Source organism: Streptomyces malaysiense, assembly GCF_000980885.2.
In the GTDB taxonomy this organism is placed as follows: Bacteria; Actinomycetota; Actinomycetes; order Streptomycetales; family Streptomycetaceae; genus Streptomyces; species Streptomyces malaysiense.
Genome location: NZ_LBDA02000019.1, coordinates 174,695 through 198,687, shown reverse-complemented (window position 1 = coordinate 198,687; position 23,993 = coordinate 174,695). Strand labels below are relative to the sequence as shown.

Below are 23,993 nucleotides of genomic sequence, written 5' to 3'. Positions count from 1 at the left end.
CAACCTTCCGGCGGCGGCCCCGCCCCGCGGCCCGGACGGCCCTGCGGACCCCCGGCGGGCGGCGCCTCAGACCTCCAGCAGCCACCGCCCGCCGCCGATCAGCGAGCACAGCGACACGGCGTGGAAGAGGAACAGCCACAGGGCGGCCGGGACATGCGTCAGCCGGGACAGCTGGTCCGCGTCCGAGTCGCCGGCCTCGCCCCGCCGCCGCTTGCTCTGGAGCTCGAACGGCGGTCGTACGCCCCCGAACAGCAGGAACCACACCACCGCGTACGCGAACGCCGCCTGCACCTGCGGCCCCGCGAGCCACGACACCAGCAGGAACGCCCCGCCCGCGAGCACCACGGTGAGCACGCCGTACGCGTTGCGGATCATCACCAGCATCACCGCGAGCAGGGCCGTGGCCGCCCACAGCAGCAGCGTGATGCGGCCCGCGGCGAGCAGGGCCGCGCCGCCGAGGCCGAGCAGCGAGGGCGCGGTGTAGCCGGCGGCCGCGGTGAGGATCATGCCGAGCCCGTACGGCTTGCCCCGGCTCACCGTGAGCCCGCTGGTGTCGGAGTGCAGCCGGATGCCGGTGAGCTGCCGGCCGGTGAGCAGGGCGACCAGCCCGTGGCCGCCCTCGTGGGCGATGGTGATCGCGTTGCGCGACACCCGCCACAGCGGATGCGGTACGACCACCACCAGCGCGGCGGCGAGGGTGGCGAGCACCACCCACAGATCGGGGTCGGGCTGGATACCGGTGAGCCGGTCCCAGAGGCCGGACGGCGCGAGGGCGGCGAGGCTGTTCATGTGTCCGAGTGGCTCCCTGGTGGCGGGCGGAGTCTGGCAGTGTGGCACGTATGTGCGGACGGTATGCAGCCAGTCGTGGGCCCGAGGACCTCGCCAAGACCTTCGGGATCGAGAAGTGGGAACCCGAGGAGACCCTGGAGCCGGACTACAACGTGGCCCCCACCAAAGAGGTCCACGCCGTGCTCGACCGCCCCTTGAAAGACGCGGACTCCCCGCGTCCGGTTCGCCAGCTGCGCAGACTCAGGTGGGGACTGGTGCCGTCCTGGTCCAAGACCCCCGAGGGCGCCGCCCGGATGATCAACGCCCGTGCGGAGACCGTGCACGAGAAGCCGTCCTACCGCCGCGCCTTCGCCGCCCGCCGCTGCGTCCTGCCCGCCGACGGCTACTACGAGTGGGTGACCGGGGAACAGGAGCGGGACCTGGAGGTCGAGGGGCGCCGGAAGCGGCCGCGCAAGCAGCCGTACTTCGTGCTGCCCGCCGACGGCTCGGTGTTCGCGATGGCCGGCCTGTACGAGTTCTGGCGCGACCGCACCCTGCCCGACGACCACCCCCGGGCCTGGTGGGTCACCTGCTCGGTGATCACCACGGAGGCCGAGCGGACCCCGCTGGCCGTGGCCCCCGCCGACGGCCCCCGCACGCTGGCCGACATCCACCCCAGGATGCCGCTGATGCTCACCCCCGACCGCTGGGACGCCTGGCTCGACCCCTCCCGCACCGACCCGGACGAGCTGCGCGCCCTGCTCGCCCCGCCGCCACCCGGCCTGATGCGCGCCTACCCGGTCGCCACCGCAGTCAGCAACGTCCGCAACAACGGCCCGGAGCTGCTGAAGGAGCTGGAGGCCCCCGAAGAGGGCACACTCTTCTGAGGACCTCCTCTTTCGGATCTTGCCGGGGTCGCGGGGTCCGGCGGCAGGGTGCCGATGCCCGGAGCCGACCTGATCCGAAAGAGAGGCCCCAGAGTGATCGAGATCCTCGAGACCGACGCCGGAACCGCCCGCCTCACCTGGCACCGGGCCACGGACCCCCGGGCCGTCCTCGCGCTGAGCCACGGCGCGGGCGGCGGCATCGAGGCGCGGGACCTCCAGGCGCTCGCCGGGGTGCTGCCGGGACACGGGGTGAGCGTGGCCCTCGTCGAACAGCCCTGGCGGGTCGCCGGCAGGAAGGTGGCGCCCGCCCCCGGGACGCTGGACACCGGGTGGCGCGGGATCTGGCCCGCGCTGGCCGGCATGGAGCTGCCGGTGATCTCCGGCGGCCGCAGCGCCGGCGCCCGTGTCGCGTGCCGCACCGCCGCCGAACTGGGCGCCCGCGCCGTCCTGGCCCTGAGCTTCCCGCTGCACCCGCCGGGCAGGCCCGAGAAGTCCCGCGCGGACGAACTGCTCGGCACCGGCGTGCCCACCCTCGTCGTACAGGGCGGCAACGACCCCTTCGGCAGGCCCGCCGAGTTCCCCGAGGGGGACTTCCGGATGATCGAGGTGCCCTACGGCGACCACGGCTTCGCGATCCCCAAACGCGCCGGGATCGGGCAGGAACGGGCCCTGGAGATCATCACCGACGGGGTCGTGGAGTGGACCGCGTCACTCGCGTGACCCCCGGGAATGCCGCGCGCCGCCGCGCTGTTGTGACGCACAGAAGTGCTGAGGCCTCGGCACCGACGACGTGGGAAGGGAAGTCCGCCGCATGGGTTCGACCGTATGCCCGGCCCGCCAGAACAGCTCTGAGCTGGCCTGGACGGTGTTCCACGCGCCCAAGGCCACCTCAATTCGAGGGGCGGCGGGTACGGGTCGTGTTCTATCCTCCGAATCGAGTGGGACCGCTCTCGGTCCTGCCCGGGATCTTGAGGAGGTGGGTCCGGTCACAGGGACCGACGCGGGGACCGACAACGGCCAGGCGGAAGAGCCCGAGGGCCGGGGCACGAGCGCGGAGGCGTCCGCCGAGTCGACCGCCGAGCGCAGCGCGCGCTTCGAGCGGGACGCGCTGGAGTTCCTCGACCAGATGTACTCGGCCGCTCTGCGCATGACGCGCAATCCGGCCGACGCCGAGGACCTCGTGCAGGAGACGTACGCCAAGGCGTACGCCTCCTTCCACCAGTTCCGCGAGGGCACCAACCTCAAGGCGTGGCTGTACCGGATCCTCACCAACACCTTCATCAACTCGTACCGCAAGAAGCAGCGTGAGCCCCAGCGCTCCGCCGCGGAGGAGATCGAGGACTGGCAGCTCGCCCGTGCCGAGTCGCACATGTCGACGGGGCTGCGCTCCGCCGAGTCGCAGGCGCTCGACCATCTGCCCGACTCCGATGTGAAGGAAGCGCTCCAGGCGATCCCCGAGGAGTTCCGCATCGCCGTGTATCTCGCGGATGTGGAGGGGTTTGCCTACAAGGAGATCGCGGACATCATGGGGACACCCATCGGTACTGTGATGTCCCGGCTGCACCGGGGCCGCCGTCAACTGCGCGGCATGCTGGAGGACTACGCCCGTGAGCGCGGGCTGGTCCCGGCGGGCGCCGGAGAGTCGGACGAAGCGAAAGGCTCGGGCTCATGAGCTGCGGAGAGCCGCACGAGACGGACTGCGGTGAGGTCCTGGACCATCTGTACGAGTTCCTCGACAGCGAGATGCCGGACGTCGATCGCGACAAGTTCCGGCACCACTTCGAGGAGTGCTCGCCGTGCCTGGAGAAGTACGGCCTGGAAGAGGCCGTGAAGAAGCTGGTCAAGCGGTGCTGCGGGCATGACGACGTGCCCGCGGACCTGCGCGCCAAGGTCATGGGACGGCTGGACCTGCTCCGCTCCGGACAGCCCGCGCCCGACCACGAGATCACCTCCACGGCCCAGGACAACTGAGCCCGCGCGGCGCACGCCCCCCGCGCCTTCCCGCTCCGCCCCGCCCGGCTTCACCGCCGGCGAGACGTACGGCACTGTCTGATCCCGTCCGCACCTGGGTAACCCATGGGTAATGAGCGCCGTTCCCACCGCACGTGGTTGGATGCGAGGGAGAGGGCGCCTGGGGGCACAAGCCAGCCCACTGTGCGGAACTGGAACTGGCAGGCGGGAATCGTGAGGATCTTCGGCAAGGGACGGCACCGGCCCTCCGCCTCCTGGCGGCAGGCCACCGATCGCGCGTTCACGCTCATCGGCGACGGCCGGTACGAGGACGCGGGTGAACTGCTGACCCGTGCCGCCGACCTGGAACCCTGGCTGTCGGAGTCCTGGTTCAACCTCGCGCTGCTGCACAAGTTCCGGCACGACTGGGAGCAGGCCCGCGCGGCCGGACTGCGCGCCGTCGCCCTGCTCGACCGGGAGACCGGCGCCCCCGACTGGTGGAACGTGGGCATCGCCGCGACCGCCCTCCAGGACTGGCCGCTGGCCCGCCGCGCCTGGCAGGCGTACGGCCTGAAGGTGCCCGGGGGCGCGACCGCCGCCGGGGAACCGCTCGGCATGGAGCTGGGCAGCGCGGCCGTGCGGCTCTCGCCGGAGGGCGAGGCCGAGGTGGTGTGGGGCCGCCGGCTGGACCCGGCGCGGATCGAGGTGCTGTCCATCCCGCTGCCCTCCTCGGGGCGGCGCTGGGGCGAGGTCGTGCTGCACGACGGCGTCCCGCACGGGGAGCGCACCACGTCCGCGGGGCACAGTTACCCCGTCTTCGACGAGATCGAGCTGTGGGCGCCCTCGCCCGTGCCCACCTGGGTGGTCCTCCTGGAGGCGGCCACCGAGGCGGACCGGGACGCGCTGGAACAGCTGGCCGCGGACGCCGGGTTCGCCGCGGAGGACTGGTCGTCCTCGGTACGGCTGCTGTGCCGGATGTGCAGCGAGTCCCGGATGCCGTCCGACGAGGGCGAGGGGGAGCACCTGGACCCCCACGACCACAGCGAACCCGGACACCCCGGCCCTCTGGGCCACCGCACGGACGGCCAGCTGTGGGTGCCGGAGCGGGAGTGCGGTGTGGCCGCGCCGCCGTCGCTGGTCCGGGGGCTCCTGGACGGATGGGTCGCCGACAGTCCGGACTCCAGGGACTGGCGGGACTTGGAAGAGGTTTGCTGAGCAGCCGGTGACCGGCCCCTTTAGGCTGTACCCGCAGAATTTTCCAGGCTTGCAGGAAGGCGTACGTCGGTCATGGCGCAGCAGGACACCGATCAGCAGCACGCGGGCGTGCTCCCCGTCGACGACGAGGGCTATGTCGTGGACACGGAGGACTGCGAGGGACGCGAGAAGGCCTGGCGGGAGGGCGGCACCTCGCGGCCGATCACGGTCGTCGGCAATCCGGTGCTGCACAAGGAGTGCGGGGACGTCACCGATTTCGGCGAGGAGCTGCGGCAGCTGGTCGCCGACATGTTCGCCAGCCAGCGCACCGCCGAGGGCGTGGGCCTGGCCGCCAACCAGATCGGCGTCGACCTGAAGGTCTTCGTCTACGACTGCCAGGACGACGAGGGCGTCCGGCACGTGGGCGTGGTGTGCAACCCGAAGGTGGCCGACCTGCCCGCCGAGCGGCGTCGGCTCGACGACAGCAACGAGGGCTGCCTGTCGGTGCCCGGGGCCTACGCGGAGCTGGCGCGTCCCGACTACGCCGAGGTGACCGGCCAGGACGAGCAGGGCAACCCGATCAAGGTCCGCGGCACCGGGTACTTCGCACGGTGTTTGCAGCACGAGACCGACCACCTCCACGGCTACCTCTACATCGACCGGCTGTCCAAGCGCGACCGCAAGGACGCGCTGCGGCAGATGGCCGAGAACGAGCCGCGCTACCCCGTGGTCGCCAACGACTAGGTTTCATCGGGCCGTTGGGCGCCGGGTCCGGGATCACTCCCGGACCCGGCGCCTTTCTTCTTGCCCTTCTTCGCTCATCAGTGCGTCGTACAAATGGTCGTATCTGCGGTGTTGGTGATCATTAATCAGTCACGTAAGGGGGGAATCTCGGCACCATGGGGTAGTGAGTGGCGTAAATCCGTTCCCAGGGCGGTCAGTTGTGGTGCTGAATGGGAAGTGCGGGATAGGTATCGAGACGCACCGGCCCCACCCGAGCGGGTGCGTATCCGGCGGCTGAGAGGGGTTTGTTCTGTGCAAGCTTTCCCACACAGCACCACAGGGACGACGACGGCGGTCGTGGTGCCACCCTCACTGGCGCTCCCGGTGATCGAGTCCGGCTTTCCCCGGCGACTGCACCCGTATTGGCCGCGGCTCCAGGAGAAGACCCGGCTGTGGCTGCTGGAAAAGCGGCTGATGCCGGAAGACAAGGTGCGGGAGTTCGCCGACGATCTGCGCTACACCGACCTGATGGCGGGCTACTACACGGACGCCCGCGACGAGGTGCTCCAGGCCATAGCGGACTACAGCGCCTGGTTCTTCGTCTGGGACGACCGACACGACCGTGACATCGTGCACGGGCGCACGGGCGACTGGCGGAGGCTGCGCCACCGGCTGCACGCGGCGCTCGACGCTCCCAGGCACCATCTGCACCACCCGGACCCGCTGGTCTCCGGGTTCGCCGACAGCGTGCTGCGGCTCTACGGCTTCCTGCCGGGCGCCTGGAACCAGCGCTTCGCCCGGCATTTCCACACGGTCATCGAGGCGTACGACCGTGAATTCCGCAATCGCACCCAGGGGTATGTGCCCGGTGTCGACGAGTACCTTGCCCTGCGCCGGCTCACCTTCGCGCACTGGATCTGGACCGACCTTCTCGAACCCAGTGCCGGATGCGAACTCCCCGACTCCATAAGGAAGAATCCCTCTTATCGCCGGGCCGCCTTGCTCAGTCAGGAATTCGCCGCCTGGTACAACGATCTGTGCTCGCTCCCCAAGGAAATAGCCGGCGACGAGGTCCACAATCTCGGAATCAGTCTCATCACCTATGAGGGACTGACCCTCGAAGAGGCGGTGGACAGCCTCAGGCGGCGCGTCGAGACATGCATCGACGAATTCCTCGCGGCCGAACGCGAAGCGCTCAGGTTCGCGGATGCACTTTCCGACGGAACGGCCCGCGGAACGGAACTGAGTTCCGCCGTCCGTACCTGCGTCGGCAATATGCGCAACTGGTTCAGCTCGGTCTACTGGTTCCACCACGAGTCCGGCCGGTACATGGTGGACAGCTGGGCCGACCGCTCCACACCCCCGTACGTCACCAACGAAGCGGCAGGTGAGAAATGACCGTAGAGTCCGTGCAGCCCGAGGCCTCCGTCGCCCCGACCGAACTGCGTGAGCCGCCCCTGGCCGGCGGCGCCGTCCCGGTCTTCGGGCACGGCCTCCAACTGGTGCGCGACCCACTGGACTTCATGTCCTCGCTGCGCGCCCACGGCGACATCGTGCGCCTCAGGCTCGGCCCCAAGACCGTGTACGCCGTCACCACCCCGGAGCTGACCGGCGCGCTCGCGCTCAGCCCCGACTTCAAGATCGACGGCCCGGTGTGGGAGTCGCTGGTGGGCCTGCTCGGCGAGGAGGGCGTGGCCACGGCCAACGGCCCCCGCCACCGCAGGCAGCGGCGCACCATCCAGCCCGCGTTCCGGATGGACGCCATACCCGGCTACGGCCCGATCATGGAGGAGGAGGCGCACGCGCTGACCGAGCGCTGGCGGCCCGGCGCCCCCATCGACTGCACCTCGGAGTCCTTCCGGGTGGCCGTGCGCATGGCCGCCCGCTGCCTGCTGCGCGGCGAGTTCATGGACGAGCGCGCCGAGCGGCTGAGCACCGACCTCGCCACCGTCTTCCGCGGTATGTACCGCAGGATGGTGGTGCCGCTCGGCCCCCTGTACAAACTGCCGTTTCCAGCCAATCGCGAATTCAACCGCGCATTGGCCGATTTGCATCTGCTCGTGGACGAGATCGTCGCCGAGCGGAGGGCGTCTGGTCAAAAGCCGGACGATTTGCTGACGGCATTGCTGGAGGCGAAGGACGACAATGGCGACCCCATCGGGGAGCAGGAGATCCACGACCAGGTCGTCGCGATAATCACCCCCGGCGCCGAAACGATCGCTTCCACGATCATGTGGCTGCTCCAGGCGCTCGCGGAACACCCTGAGCATGCCGAGAAGGTGCGTGCCGAGGTCGAATCCGTGACCGGCGGCCGGCCGGTCGGATTCGAGCACGTCCGCTCCCTCAGGCACACCAACAATGTGATCCTGGAAGCCATCCGGCTGCGCCCGGCCGTATGGATTCTGACGCGCCGGGCGACCGCCGACACCGCGCTCGGGGAGTACCGCATTCCGGCCGGGGCCGACATCATCTACAGCCCGTATGCCATTCAGCGCGACGCCCGCTCGTACGACCGGCACCTCGACTTCGACCCGGACCGCTGGCTTCCGGAGCGGGCCGGGGAGGTGCCGAAGTACGCCATGAGCCCCTTCAGCGTCGGCAACCGCAAGTGCCCCAGCGACCACTTCTCGATGGCCCAGCTGAGCCTGATCACCGCGGCGATCACGGCGAAGTACCGCTTCGAACCGGCCGAGGACTGCGACGACTCCGTCCGGGTGGGCATCACGCTGCGTCCGGACAACCTGCGGCTGCGGCCGCTGCCCTGGTGAGACGCCCCGGGTGACGCCGCTACCGGCGTGTGTTCAGGCGGCCCGCGGGCCCCGGAACGCGCGCCGGTAGGCGTTCGGGGTGGTGCCGAGCGCCCGCACGAACTGGTGCCGCAGCGCGGCCGCCGTACCGAACCCGGTGCGCGCGGCGATCGTGTCCACCGTCTCGTCCGTGCCCTCCAGCAACTCCTGCGCTCGCAGCACCCGTTGGCGCAGGATCCAGCGGTAGGGCGTGGTCCCCGTCTCCTGCTGGAAGCGGCGGGCGAAGGTGCGCGGCGCCATATGGGCGCGGGCGGCGAGCTGTTCGACGGTCACCTCCAGGTCGAGGTGCTCCTCCATCCACACCAGCACCTCGCCGACGGTGTCGCACGGGGTCTTCGGCAGCGGCCGCTCGATGAACTGGGCCTGTCCGCCGTCCCGGTGCGGGGGCACCACCATCCGGCGGGCGATCTTGTTGGCCACCTCGGGGCCCTGCTCCTTGCGCACCAGATGCAGACAGGCGTCGATGCCGGCCGCGGTGCCGGCGGAGGTGATCACCGGATCCTCGTCCACGTAGAGCACGTCCTGCTCGACGGCGAGCCGCGGATAGCGCCGGGCCAGCTGCCCGGCATGGTGCCAGTGCACCGCGCACCGGCGTCCGTCCAGCAGCCCGGCGGCGGCCAGCACGAACACCCCGGAGCAGACGCTGAGCACCCGGCTGCCCCGCTCGACGGCCCGCCGCAGCGCCGCGAGCAGTTCGGGCGGATAGTCCCGGTCCACATAGCTCTCACCGGCCGGTACGGCGATCAGATCGGCTTCCTCCAGCCGCTCCAGGCCGTGCGGAGTGGACAGGGTGAACCCGCAGTGGGTGCCGAGTTCGGGCCCCTCGGCCGAGACCACGGCGAAGTCGTACACCGGCAGCCCCTCGTCGCTGCGGTCGATGCCGAACACCTCGCAGACGACGCCCAGCTCGAAGGGGTGCACTCCGTTCAGCAGCACGGCGGCGACGTTCTTGAGCATGTCCCCAGTGTGCCTCAGAGGTGGCAGTAATTCGAGGGTCTACGGCAGTCCTGCCACTCCCGGTCAGCAGTGTCCGGCAGGACAGTAGTGGCATGAACGGAAACCAGATCCAAGGCCTGATCGGAATGACCGCGACCCTCGGGATCCTCGTCCTCCTGGTCCTCCCCTCCGTGCTCGGCATCCTGCGCGAACGGCGCGTCGACCGGCAGATCAGGGAGGCCCAGGAGGCCCGTGGGGAGAAGGAGACTCAGAAGTCCTCGTCCAGGTCGACGGTGCCCTCCACCGCCACCTGGTACGCCGACGGGCGGCGCTCGAAGAAGTTGGTCAGCTCCTGAACGCCCTGCAGCTCCATGAAGGAGAAGGGGTTCTCCGAGCCGTAGACCGGCGCGAAGCCCAGCCGGGTCAGGCGCTGGTCGGCCACGCACTCCAGGTACTGCCGCATGGAGTCGGTGTTCATGCCCGGGAGGCCGTCACCGCACAGGTCGCGCGCGAACTGCAGCTCGGCCTCGACGGCCTCCCGCAGCATGTCGGTGACCTCCTGCCGGAGCTGGTCGTCGAACAGCTCCGGCTCCTCCTTGCGGACGGTGTCGACCACGTCGAAGGCGAAGGACATGTGCATCGTCTCGTCGCGGAACACCCAGTTGGTGCCCGTGGCCAGGCCGTGCAGCAGGCCCCGGCTGCGGAACCAGTAGACGTACGCGAAGGCGCCGTAGAAGAACAGGCCCTCGATGCACGCGGCGAAGCAGATCAGGTTGAGCAGGAAGCGGCGGCGGTCCGACCGCGTCTCCAGCCGGTCGATCGTGTCCACCGAGTCGATCCACTTGAAGCAGAACCCGGCCTTCTCCCGGATCGAGGGGATGTTCTCGACGGCCGCGAACGCCGCCGCGCGGTCCTCCGGGTCGGGCAGGTAGGTGTCCAGCAGCGTCAGGTAGAACTGGACGTGCACCGCCTCCTCGAACAGCTGACGGCTCAGGTAGAGCCGCGCCTCGGGGGAGTTGATGTGCTTGTAGAGCGTCAGCACCAGGTTGTTGGCGACGATCGAGTCACCCGTCGCGAAGAACGCGACCAGGCGCCCGATCAGGTGCTGCTCGGCCGGGCTCAGCTTCGCGAGGTCGGCGACGTCCGAGTGGAGGTCGACCTCCTCCACGGTCCAGGTGTTCTTGATGGCGTCCCGGTAGCGCTCGTAGAAGTCCGGGTAGCGCATGGGGCGCAGGGTCAGCTCGAAGCCCGGGTCGAGCAGGTTCTGATGACGGGTCATTGCTTTCGGCGCGAAGCGCCGTCCTCCAGGGGTGGTGGTCGGATGGCGGGTGGGAGTTACTGGCAGGCCTCGCAGGACTCGGGGTTTTCCAGGGAGCAGGCGACGGCGTCGGGGTCGGCCGTCTGCTGGACCGGGACGGTCCGCTGCGCCTGGGCGGCGCGGGCGATACGGGTCGCCGGGCGCGAGCGCAGGTAGTACGTCGTCTTCAGCCCGGACTTCCAGGCGTACGCGTACATCGAGGAGAGCTTGCCGATCGTCGGCGTCTCCATGAACAGGTTCAGGGACTGCGCCTGGTCGAGGAACGGGGTGCGCGCCGCCGCCATGTCGATCAGACCGCGCTGCGGGATCTCCCACGCCGTGCGGTACAGCGCCCGCACCTCCTCGGGGATCCACGCGAAGCCCTGCACCGAGCCGTTGGACTCGCGCAGCGCCTCCCGGGTGCGCGCGTCCCAGACGCCCAGGTTCTTCAGGTCCTGCACCAGGTAGGAGTTGACCTGGAGGAACTCACCGGACAGCGTCTCGCGCTTGAACAGGTTGGACACCTGCGGCTCGATGCACTCGTAGACGCCCGCGATGGAGGCGATGGTGGCCGTCGGCGCGATCGCCAGCAGCAGCGAGTTGCGCAGGCCGACCTCGGCGATCCGCGTCCGCAGCGCCGCCCAGCGCTCGGGCCAGGTCTCCTCTACGAGGTAGTGGTCGGGGTGCAGCACACCGCGCGCGGTACGGGTCAGCTTCCAGGCCGGCAGCGGGCCGCTGCGCTCGGCGAGGTCGGCGGACGCCTCGTACGCGGCGAGCATGATCCGCTCGGCGATCCGGGTGGACAGCGCCTTCGCCTCGGGGGAGTCGAAGGGCAGGCGCAGCTTGAAGAAGACGTCCTGAAGGCCCATCGCGCCGAGGCCCACGGGGCGCCACTTGGCGTTGGAGCGGCCCGCCTGCTCGGTCGGGTAGAAGTTGATGTCCACCACGCGGTCGAGGAAGGTGACGGCCGTGCGCACGGTCTCGTCCAGGCGCGCCCAGTCGATGTCCCCGTCGGCCACGAAGGCGCCGAGATTGACGGAGCCGAGGTTGCAGACCGCCGTCTCGCCGTCGTTGGTGACCTCCAGGATCTCCGTGCACAGGTTGGAGGAGTGGATGACCTGGCCCGGCTCGGCGGTCTGGTTGGCGGTGCGGTTGGCGGCGTCCTTGAACGTCATCCAGCCCTGGCCGGTCTGCGCGAGGGTGCGCATCATGCGGCCGTACAGCTCACGGGCCGGCATGGTCTTCCTCGCCAGGCCCGCCTCCTCGGCCCTGCGGTAGGCGGCGTCGAACTCCGCGCCGTACAGGTCCACCAGCTCGGGCACGTCCGCCGGGGAGAACAGCGACCACTGCCCGTCGGAGTCGACCCGGCGCATGAACTCGTCCGGCACCCAGTGCGCGAGGTTCAGGTTGTGCGTACGGCGGGCGTCCTCACCGGTGTTGTCCCGCAGCTCCAGGAACTCCTCCAGGTCGGAGTGCCAGGTCTCCAGGTACACCGCGGCCGCGCCCTTGCGCCGGCCGCCCTGGTTCACGGCGGCCACCGAGGCGTCCAGCGTCTTCAGGAACGGCACGATGCCGTTGGAGTGCCCGTTGGTGCCGCGGATCAGCGAACCGCGGGCGCGGATGCGGGAGTACGACAGTCCGATGCCGCCCGCGTGCTTGGAGAGCCGGGCGACCTGGTGGTAGCGGTCGTAGATGGAGTCCAGCTCGTCCAGCGGGGAGTCGAGGAGGTAGCAGGACGACATCTGGGGGTGCCGGGTGCCGGAGTTGAACAGGGTGGGGGAGGAGGGCAGGTAGTCGAGCCGGCTCATCAGCTCGTAGAGCGCGGCGACCTCGTCCACGGAGCGGGCCGAGTCGTCCTCGGCGAGGCCGGCGGCGACACGGAGCATGAAGTGCTGCGGGGTCTCGATGACCTGACGGGTGATCGGGTGGCGCAGCAGGTAGCGACTGTGCAGGGTGCGCAGGCCGAAGTAGCCGAAGCGGTCGTCGGCGGCGCGGTCGATCAGGTCGTCGAGCCGGGCGGCGTGGATCCGCGTGAACTCGGCCGTCCGGTCGGCGATGAGTCCCTCGCGGTGTCCGACGGCGACCGACTCGGTGAACGACGTCACGCCCTGCGAGGCGGCCTCGGCGCGGATGGAGACGGTCAGCAGCCGGGCGGCGAGCCGCGAGTACGCGGGGTCCTCGGAGATCAGGCCGGCCGCTGCCTCGGTCGCGAGCTCGCGCAGCTCCGCCTCGTCGGCATGGGCGGAGCGGCCGCGCAGCGCGGCGGCGGCGACCCGGCCGGGATCGGCGTCGGGGAGGTCCCCGGTCAGCTCGGTCAGGGTCCGCAGCAGCGCGGCACCGGGACCGTCGTTCTCCAGGCCCTGGGCTGAAGCCGGTTCGGCTGGCGCGATGGTCACGTGGGGCTCTCCCTCGCTCGGCACGGGGCCTGGCGGAGGGCAGGGGGCAGTCACGAGCGCGCACGGCGTCGCGTCCACCAGCCCACTCCGCGAGGCCCGGACGTCTCAGAGCACCCGAACCGGTGGGCCGGGTGCGCTGCCGGCAGGTCCTCGGACTGACTCCCGTGCGCGGATACGCACAAGTACACCGTTGCGGGACAGTTCCGGATTCGCACCGGATTCCCCTGCGACGACAGCGAGCATGAGCATACATCTAGTGCCGGGTCGTCATGCCACCCCCAGATGTTGTGCCACCTTGTGTCTACGGGGGGTATGCGAAACGGGCCGCTGGCGCCCTCGGCGCCGACGGCCCGCAGCGGGTCGTCCCGGGTGGCCCGGGTCTCCCGGACGGCTCGCTAGTGCGTGCTTCCCGCTGTGGCGGGCGGCAGTTCGACCGCCACGCCAGGGTCGCCCGCGTCCGCCGTGTAGTCCTCGGGCCGGGTCTCGTCGATGCCCTCGGGGGCCTTCACGGCCTTCAGGACGACGGTCAGGACGACCGTGACGAGGACGTTGAGGACGAACGCCGTCATGCCGATGTAGCCGATCTGGCCGATGCCCGGGATGTCGTCGGCGGAGCCGCCGAAGTGCTTCTGGGCCGGGGAGGCGACACCGTACGCGGCGAGGGTGCCGTAGACCATGCCGACCGCCCAGCCCGCGAGCAGTGCCCAGCGGTGGAACCAGCGGGTGAACAGGCCGCCGACCAGTGCCGGGAAGGTCTGCAGGATCCAGATGCCGCCGAGCAGCTGGAAGTTGATGGCGACCGTCTTGTCCATGCCGAGCACGAAGACCAGCGCGCCGACCTTCACCAGCAGCGACACCAGCTTGGAGACCTGGGCCTCCTGCTTCGGCGTGGCGTCCGGCTTGATGAAGTCCTTGTAGATGTTGCGCGTGAACAGGTTCGCCGCCGCGATCGACATGATCGCCGCCGGCACCAGCGCGCCGATGCCGATCGCCGCGAACGCCACACCGGTGAACCAGTCCGGGAACATGTCCTCGAACAGCTGCGGGATCGCCAGCTGCCCGTTGGTGACCTTCACCCCGGCCGCGATCGCCATGAAGCCCAGCAGTGCCAGCAGGCCCAGCATCAGGGAGTACAGCGGCAGGATCGTGGTGTTGCGCCGGATCACGTTGCGGCTCTTGGAGGAGAGCGTCGCGGTGACCGAGTGCGGGTACATGAACAGCGCGAGCGCGGAGCCGAGCGCCAGCGTGGCGTAGGCCCACTGCCCGGTGGGTGCCGGCGTGAGCGCTCCGCGGGGCTTGCCCGTGGCCGGGTTGGTCTGGCTGAACGCGTGGGCCGCCTTGGCGAAGATGTCGTCGAACCCGCCCAGCTTGATCGGGATGTAGATGATCGCCACACCGATCACGATGTAGATCAGCGCGTCCTTGACGAACGCGATCAGCGCGGGCGCCCGCAGCCCGGAGGAGTAGGTGTACGCCGCCAGCACCGCGAACGCGATCAGCAGCGGCAGGTCCTTCACGAACCCGTTGGTGTCGTCGCCGCCGCCGACGCCCATCACGTCCAGCACCGCCTGGATGCCGACGAGCTGGAGCGCGATGTACGGCATCGTCGCGAGGATGCCGGTCACCGCCACCGCGAGCGAGAGCCCCTTCGAGCCGAACCGGCCGCGCACGAAGTCGGAGGTGGTGACGTAGCCGTGGCGGTGCGAGACCGACCACAGCCGCGGCAGGAAGGTGAAGATCAGCGGGTACACCAGGATCGTGTACGGCACCGCGAAGAAGCCGGCCGCGCCCGCCGCGTAGACGGCCGCCGGTACGGCCACGAAGGTGTAGGCGGTGTACAGGTCGCCGCCGAGCAGGAACCAGGTGATCCAGGTGCCGAACGAGCGGCCGCCCAGGCCCCACTCGTCCAGCGTGTGCTCGTTCTCGGCCCGGCGCCAGCGCGCGGCGAGGAAACCCAGGACCGTGACGGCCAGGAAGAAGAAGATGAAGACGCCCAGCGCGACGCCGTTGACCCCGGTCTTCACCGCGCGGCACCCCCTCGCGCGTCACGACGGGAGCGCTGGTCGTGCTGCCAGAGCTTGTACGCGATCATGGTGAGGGCCGTGGAGATCAGCACCCAGAGCATCTGGTACCAGTAGAAGAACGGGATCCCGATGAACGCCGGGTCCGTCTTCGCGTAGGAGCCGACCCACAGCATCGCGACGAAGGGCGCGACGAGGCACATGCCGATGACCACGCGGAGCGGTGTCACCACCGGTGGTCCGACTTCGGGCGTTTCTGACATCCTGCGGCTCCGTCCCCTCGCTGATCACCTGTGTAATGCGCAGGCAATCTAGGTGACGGCGTCCGGCTGGTGGAAGACCTCGTCCCAAGCTGTGTGTATCGATTCGGCGAAGGAACGCACGCCTCCGCACGGGCGTTCAGTCCATCGGGCGCTTGAGGCGCGCGACGAACTTGTACCGGTCGCCGCGGTACACCGACCGCACCCACTCGACCGGCAGCCCCTCGCGGTCCAGCGAGTGCCGGGAGAGCATCAGCATCGGCAGCCCGACGTCCGTCCCGAGCAGACCGGCCTCGCGCGGGGTGGCCAGCGAGGTCTCGATGGTCTCCTCGGCCTCGGCGAGGTGGACGTCGTACACCTCGGCGAGCGCGGTGTAGAGGGACGTGTACTTCACCAGCGAACGGCGCAGCGCGGGGAAGCGCTTGGCGGACAGATGGGTGGTCTCGATCGCCATGGGCTCGCCGTTGGCCATGCGCAGCCGCTCGATGCGCAGCACGCGCCCGCCGGCGGAGATGTCGAGCAGTCCGGCGAGCCGGTCGTCGGCGGTGATGTAGCCGACGTCCAGCAGCTGTGAGGTCGGCTCCAGCCCCTGGGCGCGCATGTCCTCGGTGTAGGAGGTGAGCTGGAGCGCCTGGGAGACCTTGGGTTTGGCGACGAAGGTGCCCTTGCCCTGGATGCGCTCCAGACGGCCCTCCACGACCAGTTCCTGGAGTGCCTGGCGGACGGTGGTGCGGGAGGTGTCGAACTCCGCGGCCAGCGTGCGCTCCGGTGGCACCGGGGTGCCCGGGGCCTGCGTCTCCGTCATGTCGAGCAGGTGCTTCTTCAGGCGGTAGTACTTCGGCACGCGCGCGGTACGGACGGTCGTGCCGGCCTCGTTCTCCGCACTGCTGACATCGGTGCTCATGCTCCGCCTTCCCGGCTCCGGACGCCGAAAGCGACCGACATCCCCATCGGCCACGGCTCACATCGTGGCACGGCTTACTGTGTCAGGGCTCCACCCGCACGCTCCGTGATCCCCTCTGTATACCGTCGGGACCCGAGCTGGTCTAGTCCAACAAGGGTCCCGTGAGCCCGGCCTGATCCAGACGAGAGGCCCTGGCTAGTGCCGCGGCAGGCAACGTTCGCCCGTCAAGGAGCGGCGTCCGGTGCGGCGAGGGTGCGTGCAGGGCGTCGCGACGGGGCGGACGTCGCCTGTTGCGGCACTAGATCCCCTGCCACCCCGGCTTGTTCGCGTACGTGTGGCGGAAGTAGTCCGCCAGCTTCAGCTCGGACGCGGCCGCCTCGTCCACGACGACGGTGGCGTGCGGGTGCAGCTGGAGCGCCGAGGCCGGGCACACGGCGGCCACCGGACCCTCCACGGTGGCCGCGACCGCGCCCGCCTTGCCCTCGCCGGTCGCGAGCAGCACCAGGTGCCGGGCCTCCAGGATGGTGCCGATGCCCTGGGTGATGACGTGGTGCGGGACCTGCTCGATCTCGCCGTCGAAGAAGCGCGCGTTGTCCACCCGGGTCTGCTCGGTCAGGGTCTTGATCCGGGTGCGGGAGGCGAGCGAGGAGCAGGGCTCGTTGAACCCGATGTGTCCGTCGGTGCCGATCCCGAGCAGCTGGAGGTCCACCCCGCCGGCCGCGGCGAGCGCACGGTCGTAGGCCGCGCACGCCGCCTGGACGTCCTCGGCGGTGCCGTCGGGGCCGAGGAAGGAGTCCATGCCGATGCCGAGCGGCTCCAGCACCTCGCGGCGCAGTACCGAACGGTAGGACTCGGGGTGCTCGGCGGGCAGCCCCACGTATTCGTCGAGCTGGGCTATCCGGGCCCGCGCGGTGTCCACGGCGCCGGCGCGCACCCGGGCCGCGAGGGCCTGGTAGACGGGCAGCGGCGTGGAGCCGGTGGCGACGCCGAGCAGGGCGTCGGGCTTGCGTCGCAGCAGCTGGGCCATGGCCTCGGCGATCAGCTCGCCACCCGCCGCGGCGTCCGGAACGATGACAACTTCCACGCTGGGCCTGCCGTTCTGGAGAGGGCTCGTGCGTCTATGTGGTTTAGACCAATCTAACAGAGTGGGCCCCTCGCGCCGATGTCCTGGTGCGAGGGGTCGCGGAAATTACCGGCGCCTTCTGTCCCCATGGTCGACCTCGGCGGGCTAGGCTGCGTGGCATCGAGTGCCATGGGTCGCGTATGCCGTAAGGGCATGGACATGCCCCATGGTCTAGTCCACAATCGAAGCGACTGTTCGAACCGGCGGTGCCCTGCGGCGCGCGAGCGGACAGTACGAAGCGAACAAGCCCCGTCTTCCCCGCACAGGAAGGCGGACCGAGGAACCGGCGCTCTCTGCCCTGACTGCCCCGGCTCCTCGGCCTTCGGCCGACCGGGACCGCACACCCCACGGCCGATGATGCTCCGGGCTGCGGTGCCGGGAGGGTTGAGGGTCCCTTCCAGGCGCCGCGGCCCGCGGGTGTTTTTCGGCCATGCCGAGGCCCGCGGGTACGCTCGCAGACGTGCCCTCCATGAACGAGCTGGTCCGCCAGCACACCGCCCTCGACGACTCCGATCTCGAGTGGCTCCACCTGCTGGTCTCGGAGTGGCAGCTGCTCTCCGACCTCTCCTTCGCCGACCTGGTCCTGTGGGTTCCCACCCGGGACGGCACCCGGTACGTCTCGGTCGCCCAGATGCGCCCCAACACCGGCCCCACCTCCTACCAGGACGACATGGTCGGCCATCTCGTCCCGCGCGGCCGGCGGCCCATGCTGGACGTGGCGCTCGACGAGGGCCGGATCGTGCGCGAGGGCGACCCGGAGTGGCGCGAAGAGGTCCCCGTACGGGTCGAGTCCATCCCGGTACGGCGCGAGGGCCGGGTCCTCGGGGTGATCGCCCGCAACACCAACCTGCTCACCGTGCGCACCCCGAGCCGGCTTGAGCTGACCTACCTCCAGAGCGCCTCCGACCTCGCCCAGATGATCGCGGCCGGGTCCTTCCCCTCCCCCGGCCAGCAGGTCGACATGGACGCCTCGCCGCGCGTCGGCGACGGACTGATCAGGCTGGACGCCGACGGCATCGTCCAGTACGCCTCCCCGAACGCGCTGTCCGCCTACCACCGCCTCGGCCTCGCCGCCGACCTGGTCGGGCACCACCTCGGGCGGACCACCGCCGAACTCGCCCCCACCCGGGGCCCGGTGGACGAGGCGCTGGCCAAGGTGGCCAGTGGCTGGGCGCCGCGCGAGTTCGAGATCGAGTCGCCCGACGGGGTGATCCAGTTCCGCTCCATCCCGCTCAAGCCCAAGGGCACCCGGATCGGGGCGCTGGTGCTGTGCCGGGACGTCACCGAACTGCGTCGCCGCGAACGCGAGTTGATCACCAAGGACGCCACCATCCGGGAGATCCACCACCGGGTGAAGAACAACCTCCAGACGGTGGCCGCCCTGTTGCGGCTCCAGGCCCGGCGCATCGACTCCGAACGGGGGCGCGCGGCCCTGGAGGAGGCGGTGCGCCGGGTCGGCTCCATCGCGATCGTGCACGAGACGCTCTCCCAGAACCTGGACGAGCGGGTGGAGTTCGACGACATCGCCGACCGGGTGCTGTCGATGGTCGCCGAGATCTCGCCGGGCAAGGTGACCGGCCGGCGCAGCGGGCGCTTCGGGATACTCGACGCCGAGGTGGCCACGCCGCTGTCGATGGTCCTCACCGAGGTGCTCCAGAACGCCCTGGAACACGGCTTCCGCGAGGGCGAGACCGGCACGGTGGAGGTCTCGGCGGTGCGCGGTGGCAGTACGAAGGAGGCCCGTCTCCTGGTCACCGTCCAGGACGACGGGGCCGGCCTGCCCGAGGGATTCGACCCGCACCGCTCGGGCAACCTGGGGCTCCAGATCGTACGGACCCTGGTGGAGGGCGAGTTGGGCGGCACGTTCGACATGGTCCCGGCGCCCGAGCGGGGGACCAGGGTGGTCCTGGACATCCCGGTGCGCGCCCAGAAGTAGTCGACGGCCCCTGGGGGAGGGGTCATTGGTATCGACCAATGGCGGCGACGGGGGGTGACACGGTCCGGGACAGCAGAAAGCCCCGGACCCTCTTCGGTCCGGGGCTCGTGCTCGTTGCTGCTCCGCTGTTCGCTGGCGGCATCGGGGGATACTGCGCGCTGCTGCTCGGGGGCGGGAGATGCGTGCTCGATGCACGCGCCGCCAAGCTCAGGCTGTCAGCTGGGGTGGGTGTGTCAGGCGGAGGCCTGACGGGCCCGGTTGCGGGCGGCACGGCGCTTCATCGCGCGACGCTCGTCCTCGCTGAGGCCACCCCAGACGCCGGAGTCCTGGCCGGACTCAAGCGCCCACTGCAGACACTGCTCGATCACCGGGCAGCGACGGCAGACGGCCTTGGCTTCCTCGATCTGCAGCAGCGCGGGACCGGTGTTGCCGATGGGGAAGAAGAGCTCGGGGTCTTCCTCGCGGCAAACGGCGTTGTGACGCCAGTCCATGGCTGCTACCTCTCCTTGGTATTACATGCAAGTTGCTTGTGAATGTGAACGCTTTCACGAATCCCTCGACAAGTGAAGGGCCGAACGCCGGGTGTTCCCCGGCGGGGTCCTTGGTATGAAGAGGGGTTCCGGTGATCAGTGGAGGCCGGTGTTGGGGGCCGTCCCGATCGCCACGTAGAGACTCGCAAACCTCAGCGGCGGATACAACCCCTTCCGGAAAGTTTTTTTTGATTCCTCGGTGTCGACTGGGTCACAGCCGTACTTCCATGGGGTGGATCCTGGCCTAAACGTTCGAGTGAAAGGACTTTCGCCTCTTCCGCTCACACAATCACACGCAGTGCGCGGCGTACGCCTGTGAACGTCACGCTTCTGCGGAGCCCCAGGTGGTCACCGTCCATCTGCAGGGGCAGGGGAGCCTTCGAATGCAAGGTGAAGCGGTCCAGATCATGGAGGGGGAACGCATGCCTGCCATGGGGTCCGCGCTCGGGGGACGAAGTGAGCAACTGGGTGCCATACCGGGCAACCGCGGCCGTCGACAGGCGGCTGAGACCGAGCACGTCGATGCCTGTGTCGAACGAGGCCTTAGGCGATGTGTACATGGGACGATTGCCGAGATACGTCCAAGGAGACGTGTTCGAGACTATGGCGACAACAAGGTCCTCGATCGGGTCCTCGCCGGGCCGCTCCAAGGTGATCAGGCCGTGCCGGCGGTTGGCCTCGCCGAGGAACTGCCGGATCACCTGCCGTACGTAGAGCGCGTGCGTCGACTTCCTGCCGAGCTCGCGCTGCTGCTCGACCCGGCCGACGACGCCCGCGTCGAAACCGAGTCCCGCGTTGAAGGTGAACCAGCGGGCCGGGACCCCTTCGTCCTCGGAACCGGGCGTGCCGGAGGCGAGACCCAGGCCCACCACGCGCTCCCGGCTCTCGCGCAGCGCGTCCAGCAGGGCGCCGGTGGCCTCGACGGGGTCGTTGGGCAGGCCCAGGGCGCGGGCGAAGACGTTGGTGGAGCCGCCCGGTACGACGGCGAGGCCGGGCAGCCGGTCCAGGTCGGGGCCGGCGTGCAGGAGCCCGTTGACCACCTCGTTGACGGTGCCGTCGCCGCCGAGCGCCACGACCATGTCGATGTCGTCGCTCTCCGCCGCCTGCCGGCCCAGGTCCCGCGCGTGCCCGCGGTACTCGGTGGTGACCGCCTCCAGCTTCATCTCGCTGGCGAGCGCGTGGATCAGCACATCGCGCCTGCGTGCGCTTGTGGTGGTTGCCGCCGGATTGACCACGAGAAGAGCACGCATGGAAGGCAGCGTACCTACTGGGTGGTACTCGGCCCAGACCGAGGTAGGGATCGGGTAAGAGGGGAGGGCGTGAGCCCGCACACGCGCGCGGCGGGGGTGGCCGGACTGCGGGGCACGGTGCACGGGATGCGGGTGCGCGGTGGCCGGTCGTGTGGTTCCCCGCGTTCCGGACCCCCGGGCCTCGCCGGCGCCCCGCGATCGCCGGTGACCGGGCCCGCCCCCGGCCGGGCGCCGCCGGCGGCTACCCTGCTGGGGTGAGCACTGAGCAGACCCCCGTGAAGGACGCGTCCGAAGCCGAAGGCACGGGCACCCGCCCCCGTCGGCTGACGTACGCCGCCACGCTGGCCGGCCTGGAAGGCGCCGCGTTGTTCGTCGGCGGCCTGTGGGTTCTGGTGCTCGGCATCACCGGTTCCCCCGACGACCGGCAGCAGGCCGTGATGCTGGGTATCACCCTGGCCGTGCTCGCCCTGCTCCCGCTCCTCGCCGCCCGCGGCCTCCTGCTGCGCCGCGGCTGGAGCCGGGGCCCCGCCGTGATCACCCAGCTGATGGCCCTCCCGGTGGGGCTCAACATGCTCAAGTCCGGTGGTGTCGCGGTCCCGGTCGGGATCGTCCTCGCCGTCGTGGCCGTCACGGCCCTCGTGCTGCTCATCAACCGCGAGACGGCCCGAGCCCTCGACATCAAGGGCCCGGGGCGCGCCGGTTAGACCGGCGCCCTACTCCTCCACCAGCAGCTTCTCCCGCAACTGCGCCAGCGTCCGCGCCAGCAGCCGGGAGACGTGCATCTGCGAGATCCCGACCTCCTGCGCGATCTGCGACTGCGTCATGTTCCCGAAGAAGCGCAGCAGCAGGATCCGCTTCTCGCGCGGCGGCAGATCCTCCAGCAGCGGCTTGAGCGACTCCCGGTACTCCACCCCCTCCAGCGCCTCGTCCTCCGCGCCGAGCGTGTCGGCGACCGCGGGGGACTCGTCGTCGGTGTCGGGGACGTCCAGGGACAGCGTGGAGTACGCGTTCGCCGACTCCAGGCCCTCCAGGACCTCCTCCTCGGAGATGGCGAGCTTCTCCGCCAGTTCGTGCACCGTCGGCGAGCGGCCGTGCAGCTGGGACAGCTCCGCCGTCGCCGTGGTCAGCGCCAGCCGCAGCTCCTGGAGCCGGCGCGGCACCCGGACGGCCCAGCCCTTGTCACGGAAATGCCGCTTGATCTCGCCGACCACGGTCGGCGTGGCGTACGTGGAGAACTCCACGCCCCGCTCCGGGTCGAACCGGTCCACGGACTTGATCAGACCGATCGTGGCGACCTGGGTGAGGTCGTCCAGCGGCTCACCGCGGTTGCGGAACCGGCGCGCCAGGTGCTCCACGAGCGGCAGATGCATACGGACCAGCTGGTTGCGCAGCTCCGCGTACTCCGTGCTGCCCGTGTCGAGCCCGCGCAGTTCGACGAACATCGCACGGGCCCCGCTGCGGTCGTGCGGGTCGTGCGGCGCGGCCTCCGCGCTCAGCGCGTGGTCGTCCGCGTATCGCTCGTGCTCGCTCATCGTCCCGCCCGTAGCCCTTCCCCGAGCCCTCGCCCCCGCGCGGCCGGCGGGGGCGGCCCCGTCGCGCGCCTCGGGCGGGTCGCCGGGGCCCGCACCCGCACCGCCGGGCCCTGCGGAGTGGTCCTCCGGGTGTGGCCTGGCCTGCTCGGGGATGCCGTCGATGCCGTCCGCCATGCGCCGGGAACCGTCGCGGGGGCTCTCCCCGGAGGTTTCCGCCGCACTCGACCAGGGGGCACCCCCGTCCCCGGCCGGCAGCTCACGCGTGCCGCGCTCTTCGTCCCGCACCGGACCGTCCCCGTTCTCCCTCACGCCGGCCCGGGACCCGCGCCGCGCTGTTTGTAGAGGCTGATGGACACCGTCTTGTCCTCGTCGACGGCGGACGAGACCTTCCCCGCGAGGGCCGACAGCACGGTCCAGGCGAAGGTGTCCCGCGAGGGGGCATGGCCGTCCGTGGTCGGCGCGGACACGGTGACCTCCAGCGAGTCGTCGACGAGCCGGAAGACGCAGCTGAGCACCGAGCCCGGCACGGCCTGCTGGAGCAGGATCGCGCAGGCCTCGTCCACGGCGATGCGCAGATCCTCGATCTCGTCCAGGGTGAAGTCCAAGCGGGCCGCCAGACCGGCCGTGGCCGTCCGCAGCACCGACAGGTAGGCACCCGCGGCCGGCAGCCGGACCTCCACGAAATCCTGGTTCGCCGCGGGTTCGCCTGCGATCTGGGACACCCTCACCTCCATGGTGGTACAAGCTTTACAGGGGCCGAGGGTCGCCCCCCGGGCTAACGCGTAGGTGGTTCAAGCGGTGACGCTATCGCGCGCCGAATGTTTCCGTCCCCGGGACCCCGACCCCTGGCGTCACTCACAGTAAAGCTGTGGATACGCTCCGTGTCTAGGGGGTGTGCGGCCCCAAATCGGAAGAGCGCGCGCCGGGTTGACGTACCCAGACGTCAGACGCTCGAACCGTCGTGCGCGCGCCGCCGCATGCAGTGTCACACGACACAGGGCCCGGACGGGAAGATGATCAGCGATCGGATGCCGGTCGAACGGGATTCGGCGCGGATTCTGCCCGCATTCGGCCCGGATTCGGACGGGAGTCGAACTGGAATCGCGCTCCCGTGGGTACCGCTCCCGCGCGCACGGGCGCCGCTTTTGACGGGTACCGATCAGACGAGTACGTGGTCCACGAAGCACCACCGCCAGTCCTCGCCCGGTTCGAACGTCCGCATCACCGGATGCCCGGTCCGCTCGTGGTGCCCGGTCGCGTGCCGGCCCGGTGAGGAGTCGCAGCAACCGACGTGGCCACAGGTCAGGCAGAGCCGCAGCTGCACCGGGTGCGTACCGCTCGCCAGGCACTCCGGACAGGTCGCGGAGCGCGGCTCGGGTTCCGGACGCGGCAGCGCGTCGGCGTGCGTGCACTGTTTCATGACTGCCAGATTACGACGGGTGTGCGGGTGACCGCGCGGAAAACGAGGGTGGGCGAGAA

The 23,993-nt window shown here is 70.2% G+C and carries 24 protein-coding genes and 1 riboswitch; of the genes, 11 read left to right on the top strand and 13 right to left on the bottom strand.

The window, feature by feature from the left end; translation table 11 throughout:
• Window positions 1-66: 66 nt before the first annotated feature.
• Complete coding sequence (locus tag VT52_RS10705) at window positions 67-789, bottom strand: M50 family metallopeptidase (RefSeq protein ID WP_046418396.1); 723 nt, start codon at window positions 787-789, stop codon at window positions 67-69.
• Window positions 790-839: 50 nt separating this feature from the next.
• Here VT52_RS10705 and VT52_RS10700 point away from each other — a divergent pair, with 50 nt between their 5' ends.
• From VT52_RS10700 to VT52_RS10665, 8 genes are all read left to right on the top strand, one after another.
• The gene (locus VT52_RS10700; protein WP_046418397.1) at window positions 840-1,655 is read left to right on the top strand and encodes an SOS response-associated peptidase; all 816 of its coding nucleotides are present in this window, start codon (window positions 840-842) and stop codon (window positions 1,653-1,655) included.
• Window positions 1,656-1,748: 93 nt separating this feature from the next.
• Window positions 1,749-2,375, top strand: coding sequence for an alpha/beta hydrolase family protein (locus VT52_RS10695; RefSeq protein WP_107481291.1), 627 nt, complete (start codon window positions 1,749-1,751; stop codon window positions 2,373-2,375).
• 256 nt (window positions 2,376-2,631) lie between these two features.
• A complete protein-coding gene (sigR, locus tag VT52_RS10690; protein WP_037660184.1) occupies window positions 2,632-3,327 on the top strand; it encodes an RNA polymerase sigma factor SigR in 696 nt (231 codons plus the stop codon).
• Window positions 3,324-3,626 carry a mycothiol system anti-sigma-R factor gene (gene rsrA, locus VT52_RS10685; protein WP_046418401.1) on the top strand — a complete coding sequence of 101 codons (303 nt, stop codon included), beginning with the start codon at window positions 3,324-3,326 and terminating at the stop codon, window positions 3,624-3,626. Before sigR ends, rsrA begins: the two co-directional genes overlap by 4 nt.
• A gap of 213 nt (window positions 3,627-3,839) precedes the next feature.
• Window positions 3,840-4,820, top strand: coding sequence for a tetratricopeptide repeat domain-containing protein (locus VT52_RS10680; RefSeq protein WP_046418611.1), 981 nt, complete (start codon window positions 3,840-3,842; stop codon window positions 4,818-4,820).
• Window positions 4,821-4,892: 72 nt separating this feature from the next.
• On the top strand, window positions 4,893-5,543 hold the full coding sequence (def, locus tag VT52_RS10675; protein WP_046418402.1) for a peptide deformylase: 651 nt from the start codon (window positions 4,893-4,895) through the stop codon (window positions 5,541-5,543).
• A 291-nt stretch (window positions 5,544-5,834) separates the two neighbouring features.
• The gene (gene cyc1 / locus VT52_RS10670) at window positions 5,835-6,920 is read left to right on the top strand and encodes an epi-isozizaene synthase (RefSeq protein ID WP_107481290.1); all 1,086 of its coding nucleotides are present in this window, start codon (window positions 5,835-5,837) and stop codon (window positions 6,918-6,920) included.
• Window positions 6,917-8,290, top strand: coding sequence for a bifunctional albaflavenone monooxygenase/terpene synthase (locus tag VT52_RS10665; RefSeq protein ID WP_046418404.1), 1,374 nt, complete (start codon window positions 6,917-6,919; stop codon window positions 8,288-8,290). Before cyc1 ends, VT52_RS10665 begins: the two co-directional genes overlap by 4 nt.
• Before the next feature lie 33 nt (window positions 8,291-8,323).
• On the opposite strand, the gene VT52_RS10660 is transcribed toward VT52_RS10665, so the two are convergent.
• The gene (locus VT52_RS10660) at window positions 8,324-9,286 is read right to left on the bottom strand and encodes a GlxA family transcriptional regulator (RefSeq protein WP_046418406.1); all 963 of its coding nucleotides are present in this window, start codon (window positions 9,284-9,286) and stop codon (window positions 8,324-8,326) included.
• 92 nt (window positions 9,287-9,378) lie between these two features.
• On the opposite strand from VT52_RS10660, the gene VT52_RS35495 reads away from it, so the two are divergent.
• On the top strand, window positions 9,379-9,621 hold the full coding sequence (locus VT52_RS35495; protein WP_046418409.1) for a hypothetical protein: 243 nt from the start codon (window positions 9,379-9,381) through the stop codon (window positions 9,619-9,621).
• On the opposite strand, the gene VT52_RS10655 is transcribed toward VT52_RS35495, so the two are convergent.
• From VT52_RS10655 to nagB, 6 genes are all read right to left on the bottom strand, one after another.
• Entirely contained in the window at window positions 9,534-10,544 is a 1,011-nt protein-coding gene (locus tag VT52_RS10655) for a ribonucleotide-diphosphate reductase subunit beta (protein ID WP_046418411.1), read from the bottom strand. The two genes, VT52_RS35495 and VT52_RS10655, sit on opposite strands and share 88 nt — an antisense overlap.
• Window positions 10,545-10,600: 56 nt before the next feature.
• A complete protein-coding gene (locus VT52_RS10650) occupies window positions 10,601-12,958 on the bottom strand; it encodes a ribonucleoside-diphosphate reductase subunit alpha (RefSeq protein ID WP_046418413.1) in 2,358 nt (785 codons plus the stop codon).
• A gap of 124 nt (window positions 12,959-13,082) precedes the next feature.
• A riboswitch (cobalamin riboswitch) is annotated at window positions 13,083-13,207 on the bottom strand.
• 146 nt (window positions 13,208-13,353) lie between these two features.
• Complete coding sequence (gene mctP, locus VT52_RS10645) at window positions 13,354-14,982, bottom strand: monocarboxylate uptake permease MctP (protein ID WP_046418415.1); 1,629 nt, start codon at window positions 14,980-14,982, stop codon at window positions 13,354-13,356.
• Complete coding sequence (locus VT52_RS10640; protein WP_107481289.1) at window positions 14,979-15,242, bottom strand: DUF3311 domain-containing protein; 264 nt, start codon at window positions 15,240-15,242, stop codon at window positions 14,979-14,981. Before VT52_RS10640 ends, mctP begins: the two co-directional genes overlap by 4 nt.
• Before the next feature lie 136 nt (window positions 15,243-15,378).
• Window positions 15,379-16,143, bottom strand: coding sequence for a GntR family transcriptional regulator (locus VT52_RS10635; protein WP_046418419.1), 765 nt, complete (start codon window positions 16,141-16,143; stop codon window positions 15,379-15,381).
• Between the two features lie 298 nt (window positions 16,144-16,441).
• The gene (gene nagB, locus VT52_RS10630) at window positions 16,442-17,227 is read right to left on the bottom strand and encodes a glucosamine-6-phosphate deaminase (RefSeq protein ID WP_046418421.1); all 786 of its coding nucleotides are present in this window, start codon (window positions 17,225-17,227) and stop codon (window positions 16,442-16,444) included.
• Window positions 17,228-17,726: 499 nt separating this feature from the next.
• Between nagB and VT52_RS10625 the strand changes: the two genes are divergently transcribed.
• The gene (locus tag VT52_RS10625; RefSeq protein ID WP_206306481.1) at window positions 17,727-19,202 is read left to right on the top strand and encodes a sensor histidine kinase; all 1,476 of its coding nucleotides are present in this window, start codon (window positions 17,727-17,729) and stop codon (window positions 19,200-19,202) included.
• 233 nt (window positions 19,203-19,435) lie between these two features.
• Here the strand turns inward: VT52_RS10625 and VT52_RS10620 are convergent, their stop codons facing one another.
• Together VT52_RS10620 and VT52_RS10615 are read right to left on the bottom strand one after the other, a co-directional pair.
• On the bottom strand, window positions 19,436-19,693 hold the full coding sequence (locus VT52_RS10620) for a WhiB family transcriptional regulator (RefSeq protein WP_003992873.1): 258 nt from the start codon (window positions 19,691-19,693) through the stop codon (window positions 19,436-19,438).
• Window positions 19,694-20,013: 320 nt separating this feature from the next.
• Window positions 20,014-20,982: a diacylglycerol/lipid kinase family protein gene (locus tag VT52_RS10615; protein WP_046418428.1), complete on the bottom strand. Its 969-nt coding sequence runs from the start codon at window positions 20,980-20,982 to the stop codon at window positions 20,014-20,016.
• 254 nt (window positions 20,983-21,236) lie between these two features.
• Here VT52_RS10615 and VT52_RS10610 point away from each other — a divergent pair, with 254 nt between their 5' ends.
• Window positions 21,237-21,686, top strand: coding sequence for a hypothetical protein (locus tag VT52_RS10610; RefSeq protein WP_046418616.1), 450 nt, complete (start codon window positions 21,237-21,239; stop codon window positions 21,684-21,686).
• 9 nt (window positions 21,687-21,695) lie between these two features.
• Here the strand turns inward: VT52_RS10610 and VT52_RS10605 are convergent, their stop codons facing one another.
• The 3 genes from VT52_RS10605 to VT52_RS10595 all read right to left on the bottom strand — a co-directional run bounded on the left by VT52_RS10605 (window position 21,696) and on the right by VT52_RS10595 (window position 23,934).
• On the bottom strand, window positions 21,696-22,799 hold the full coding sequence (locus VT52_RS10605; RefSeq protein ID WP_206306480.1) for an RNA polymerase sigma factor SigF: 1,104 nt from the start codon (window positions 22,797-22,799) through the stop codon (window positions 21,696-21,698).
• Window positions 22,800-22,819: 20 nt separating this feature from the next.
• Window positions 22,820-23,236: an ATP-binding protein gene (locus tag VT52_RS10600; protein WP_009190566.1), complete on the bottom strand. Its 417-nt coding sequence runs from the start codon at window positions 23,234-23,236 to the stop codon at window positions 22,820-22,822.
• 437 nt (window positions 23,237-23,673) lie between these two features.
• Window positions 23,674-23,934 (bottom strand): UBP-type zinc finger domain-containing protein, encoded by a 261-nt coding sequence (locus tag VT52_RS10595; RefSeq protein ID WP_046418435.1) that lies wholly within the window; start codon window positions 23,932-23,934, stop codon window positions 23,674-23,676.
• Window positions 23,935-23,993 lie beyond the last annotated feature (59 nt).

What these genes read in the sequence shown, in the direction of transcription:
- VT52_RS10705 (WP_046418396.1), bottom strand. Translation starts at nt 789, where the DNA reads ATGAACAGCCTCGCCGCCCTCGCGCCGTCCGGCCTCTGGGACCGGCTC.
- VT52_RS10700 (WP_046418397.1), top strand. Translation starts at nt 840, where the DNA reads ATGTGCGGACGGTATGCAGCCAGTCGTGGGCCCGAGGACCTCGCCAAG.
- rsrA (WP_046418401.1), top strand. Translation starts at nt 3,324, where the DNA reads ATGAGCTGCGGAGAGCCGCACGAGACGGACTGCGGTGAGGTCCTGGAC.
- def (WP_046418402.1), top strand. Translation starts at nt 4,893, where the DNA reads ATGGCGCAGCAGGACACCGATCAGCAGCACGCGGGCGTGCTCCCCGTC.
- VT52_RS10665 (WP_046418404.1), top strand. Translation starts at nt 6,917, where the DNA reads ATGACCGTAGAGTCCGTGCAGCCCGAGGCCTCCGTCGCCCCGACCGAA.
- VT52_RS10660 (WP_046418406.1), bottom strand. Translation starts at nt 9,286, where the DNA reads ATGCTCAAGAACGTCGCCGCCGTGCTGCTGAACGGAGTGCACCCCTTC.
- VT52_RS35495 (WP_046418409.1), top strand. Translation starts at nt 9,379, where the DNA reads ATGAACGGAAACCAGATCCAAGGCCTGATCGGAATGACCGCGACCCTC.
- VT52_RS10655 (WP_046418411.1), bottom strand. Translation starts at nt 10,544, where the DNA reads ATGACCCGTCATCAGAACCTGCTCGACCCGGGCTTCGAGCTGACCCTG.
- VT52_RS10640 (WP_107481289.1), bottom strand. Translation starts at nt 15,242, where the DNA reads ATGTCAGAAACGCCCGAAGTCGGACCACCGGTGGTGACACCGCTCCGC.
- VT52_RS10635 (WP_046418419.1), bottom strand. Translation starts at nt 16,143, where the DNA reads ATGAGCACCGATGTCAGCAGTGCGGAGAACGAGGCCGGCACGACCGTC.
- VT52_RS10620 (WP_003992873.1), bottom strand. Translation starts at nt 19,693, where the DNA reads ATGGACTGGCGTCACAACGCCGTTTGCCGCGAGGAAGACCCCGAGCTC.
- VT52_RS10615 (WP_046418428.1), bottom strand. Translation starts at nt 20,982, where the DNA reads ATGCGTGCTCTTCTCGTGGTCAATCCGGCGGCAACCACCACAAGCGCA.
- VT52_RS10595 (WP_046418435.1), bottom strand. Translation starts at nt 23,934, where the DNA reads ATGAAACAGTGCACGCACGCCGACGCGCTGCCGCGTCCGGAACCCGAG.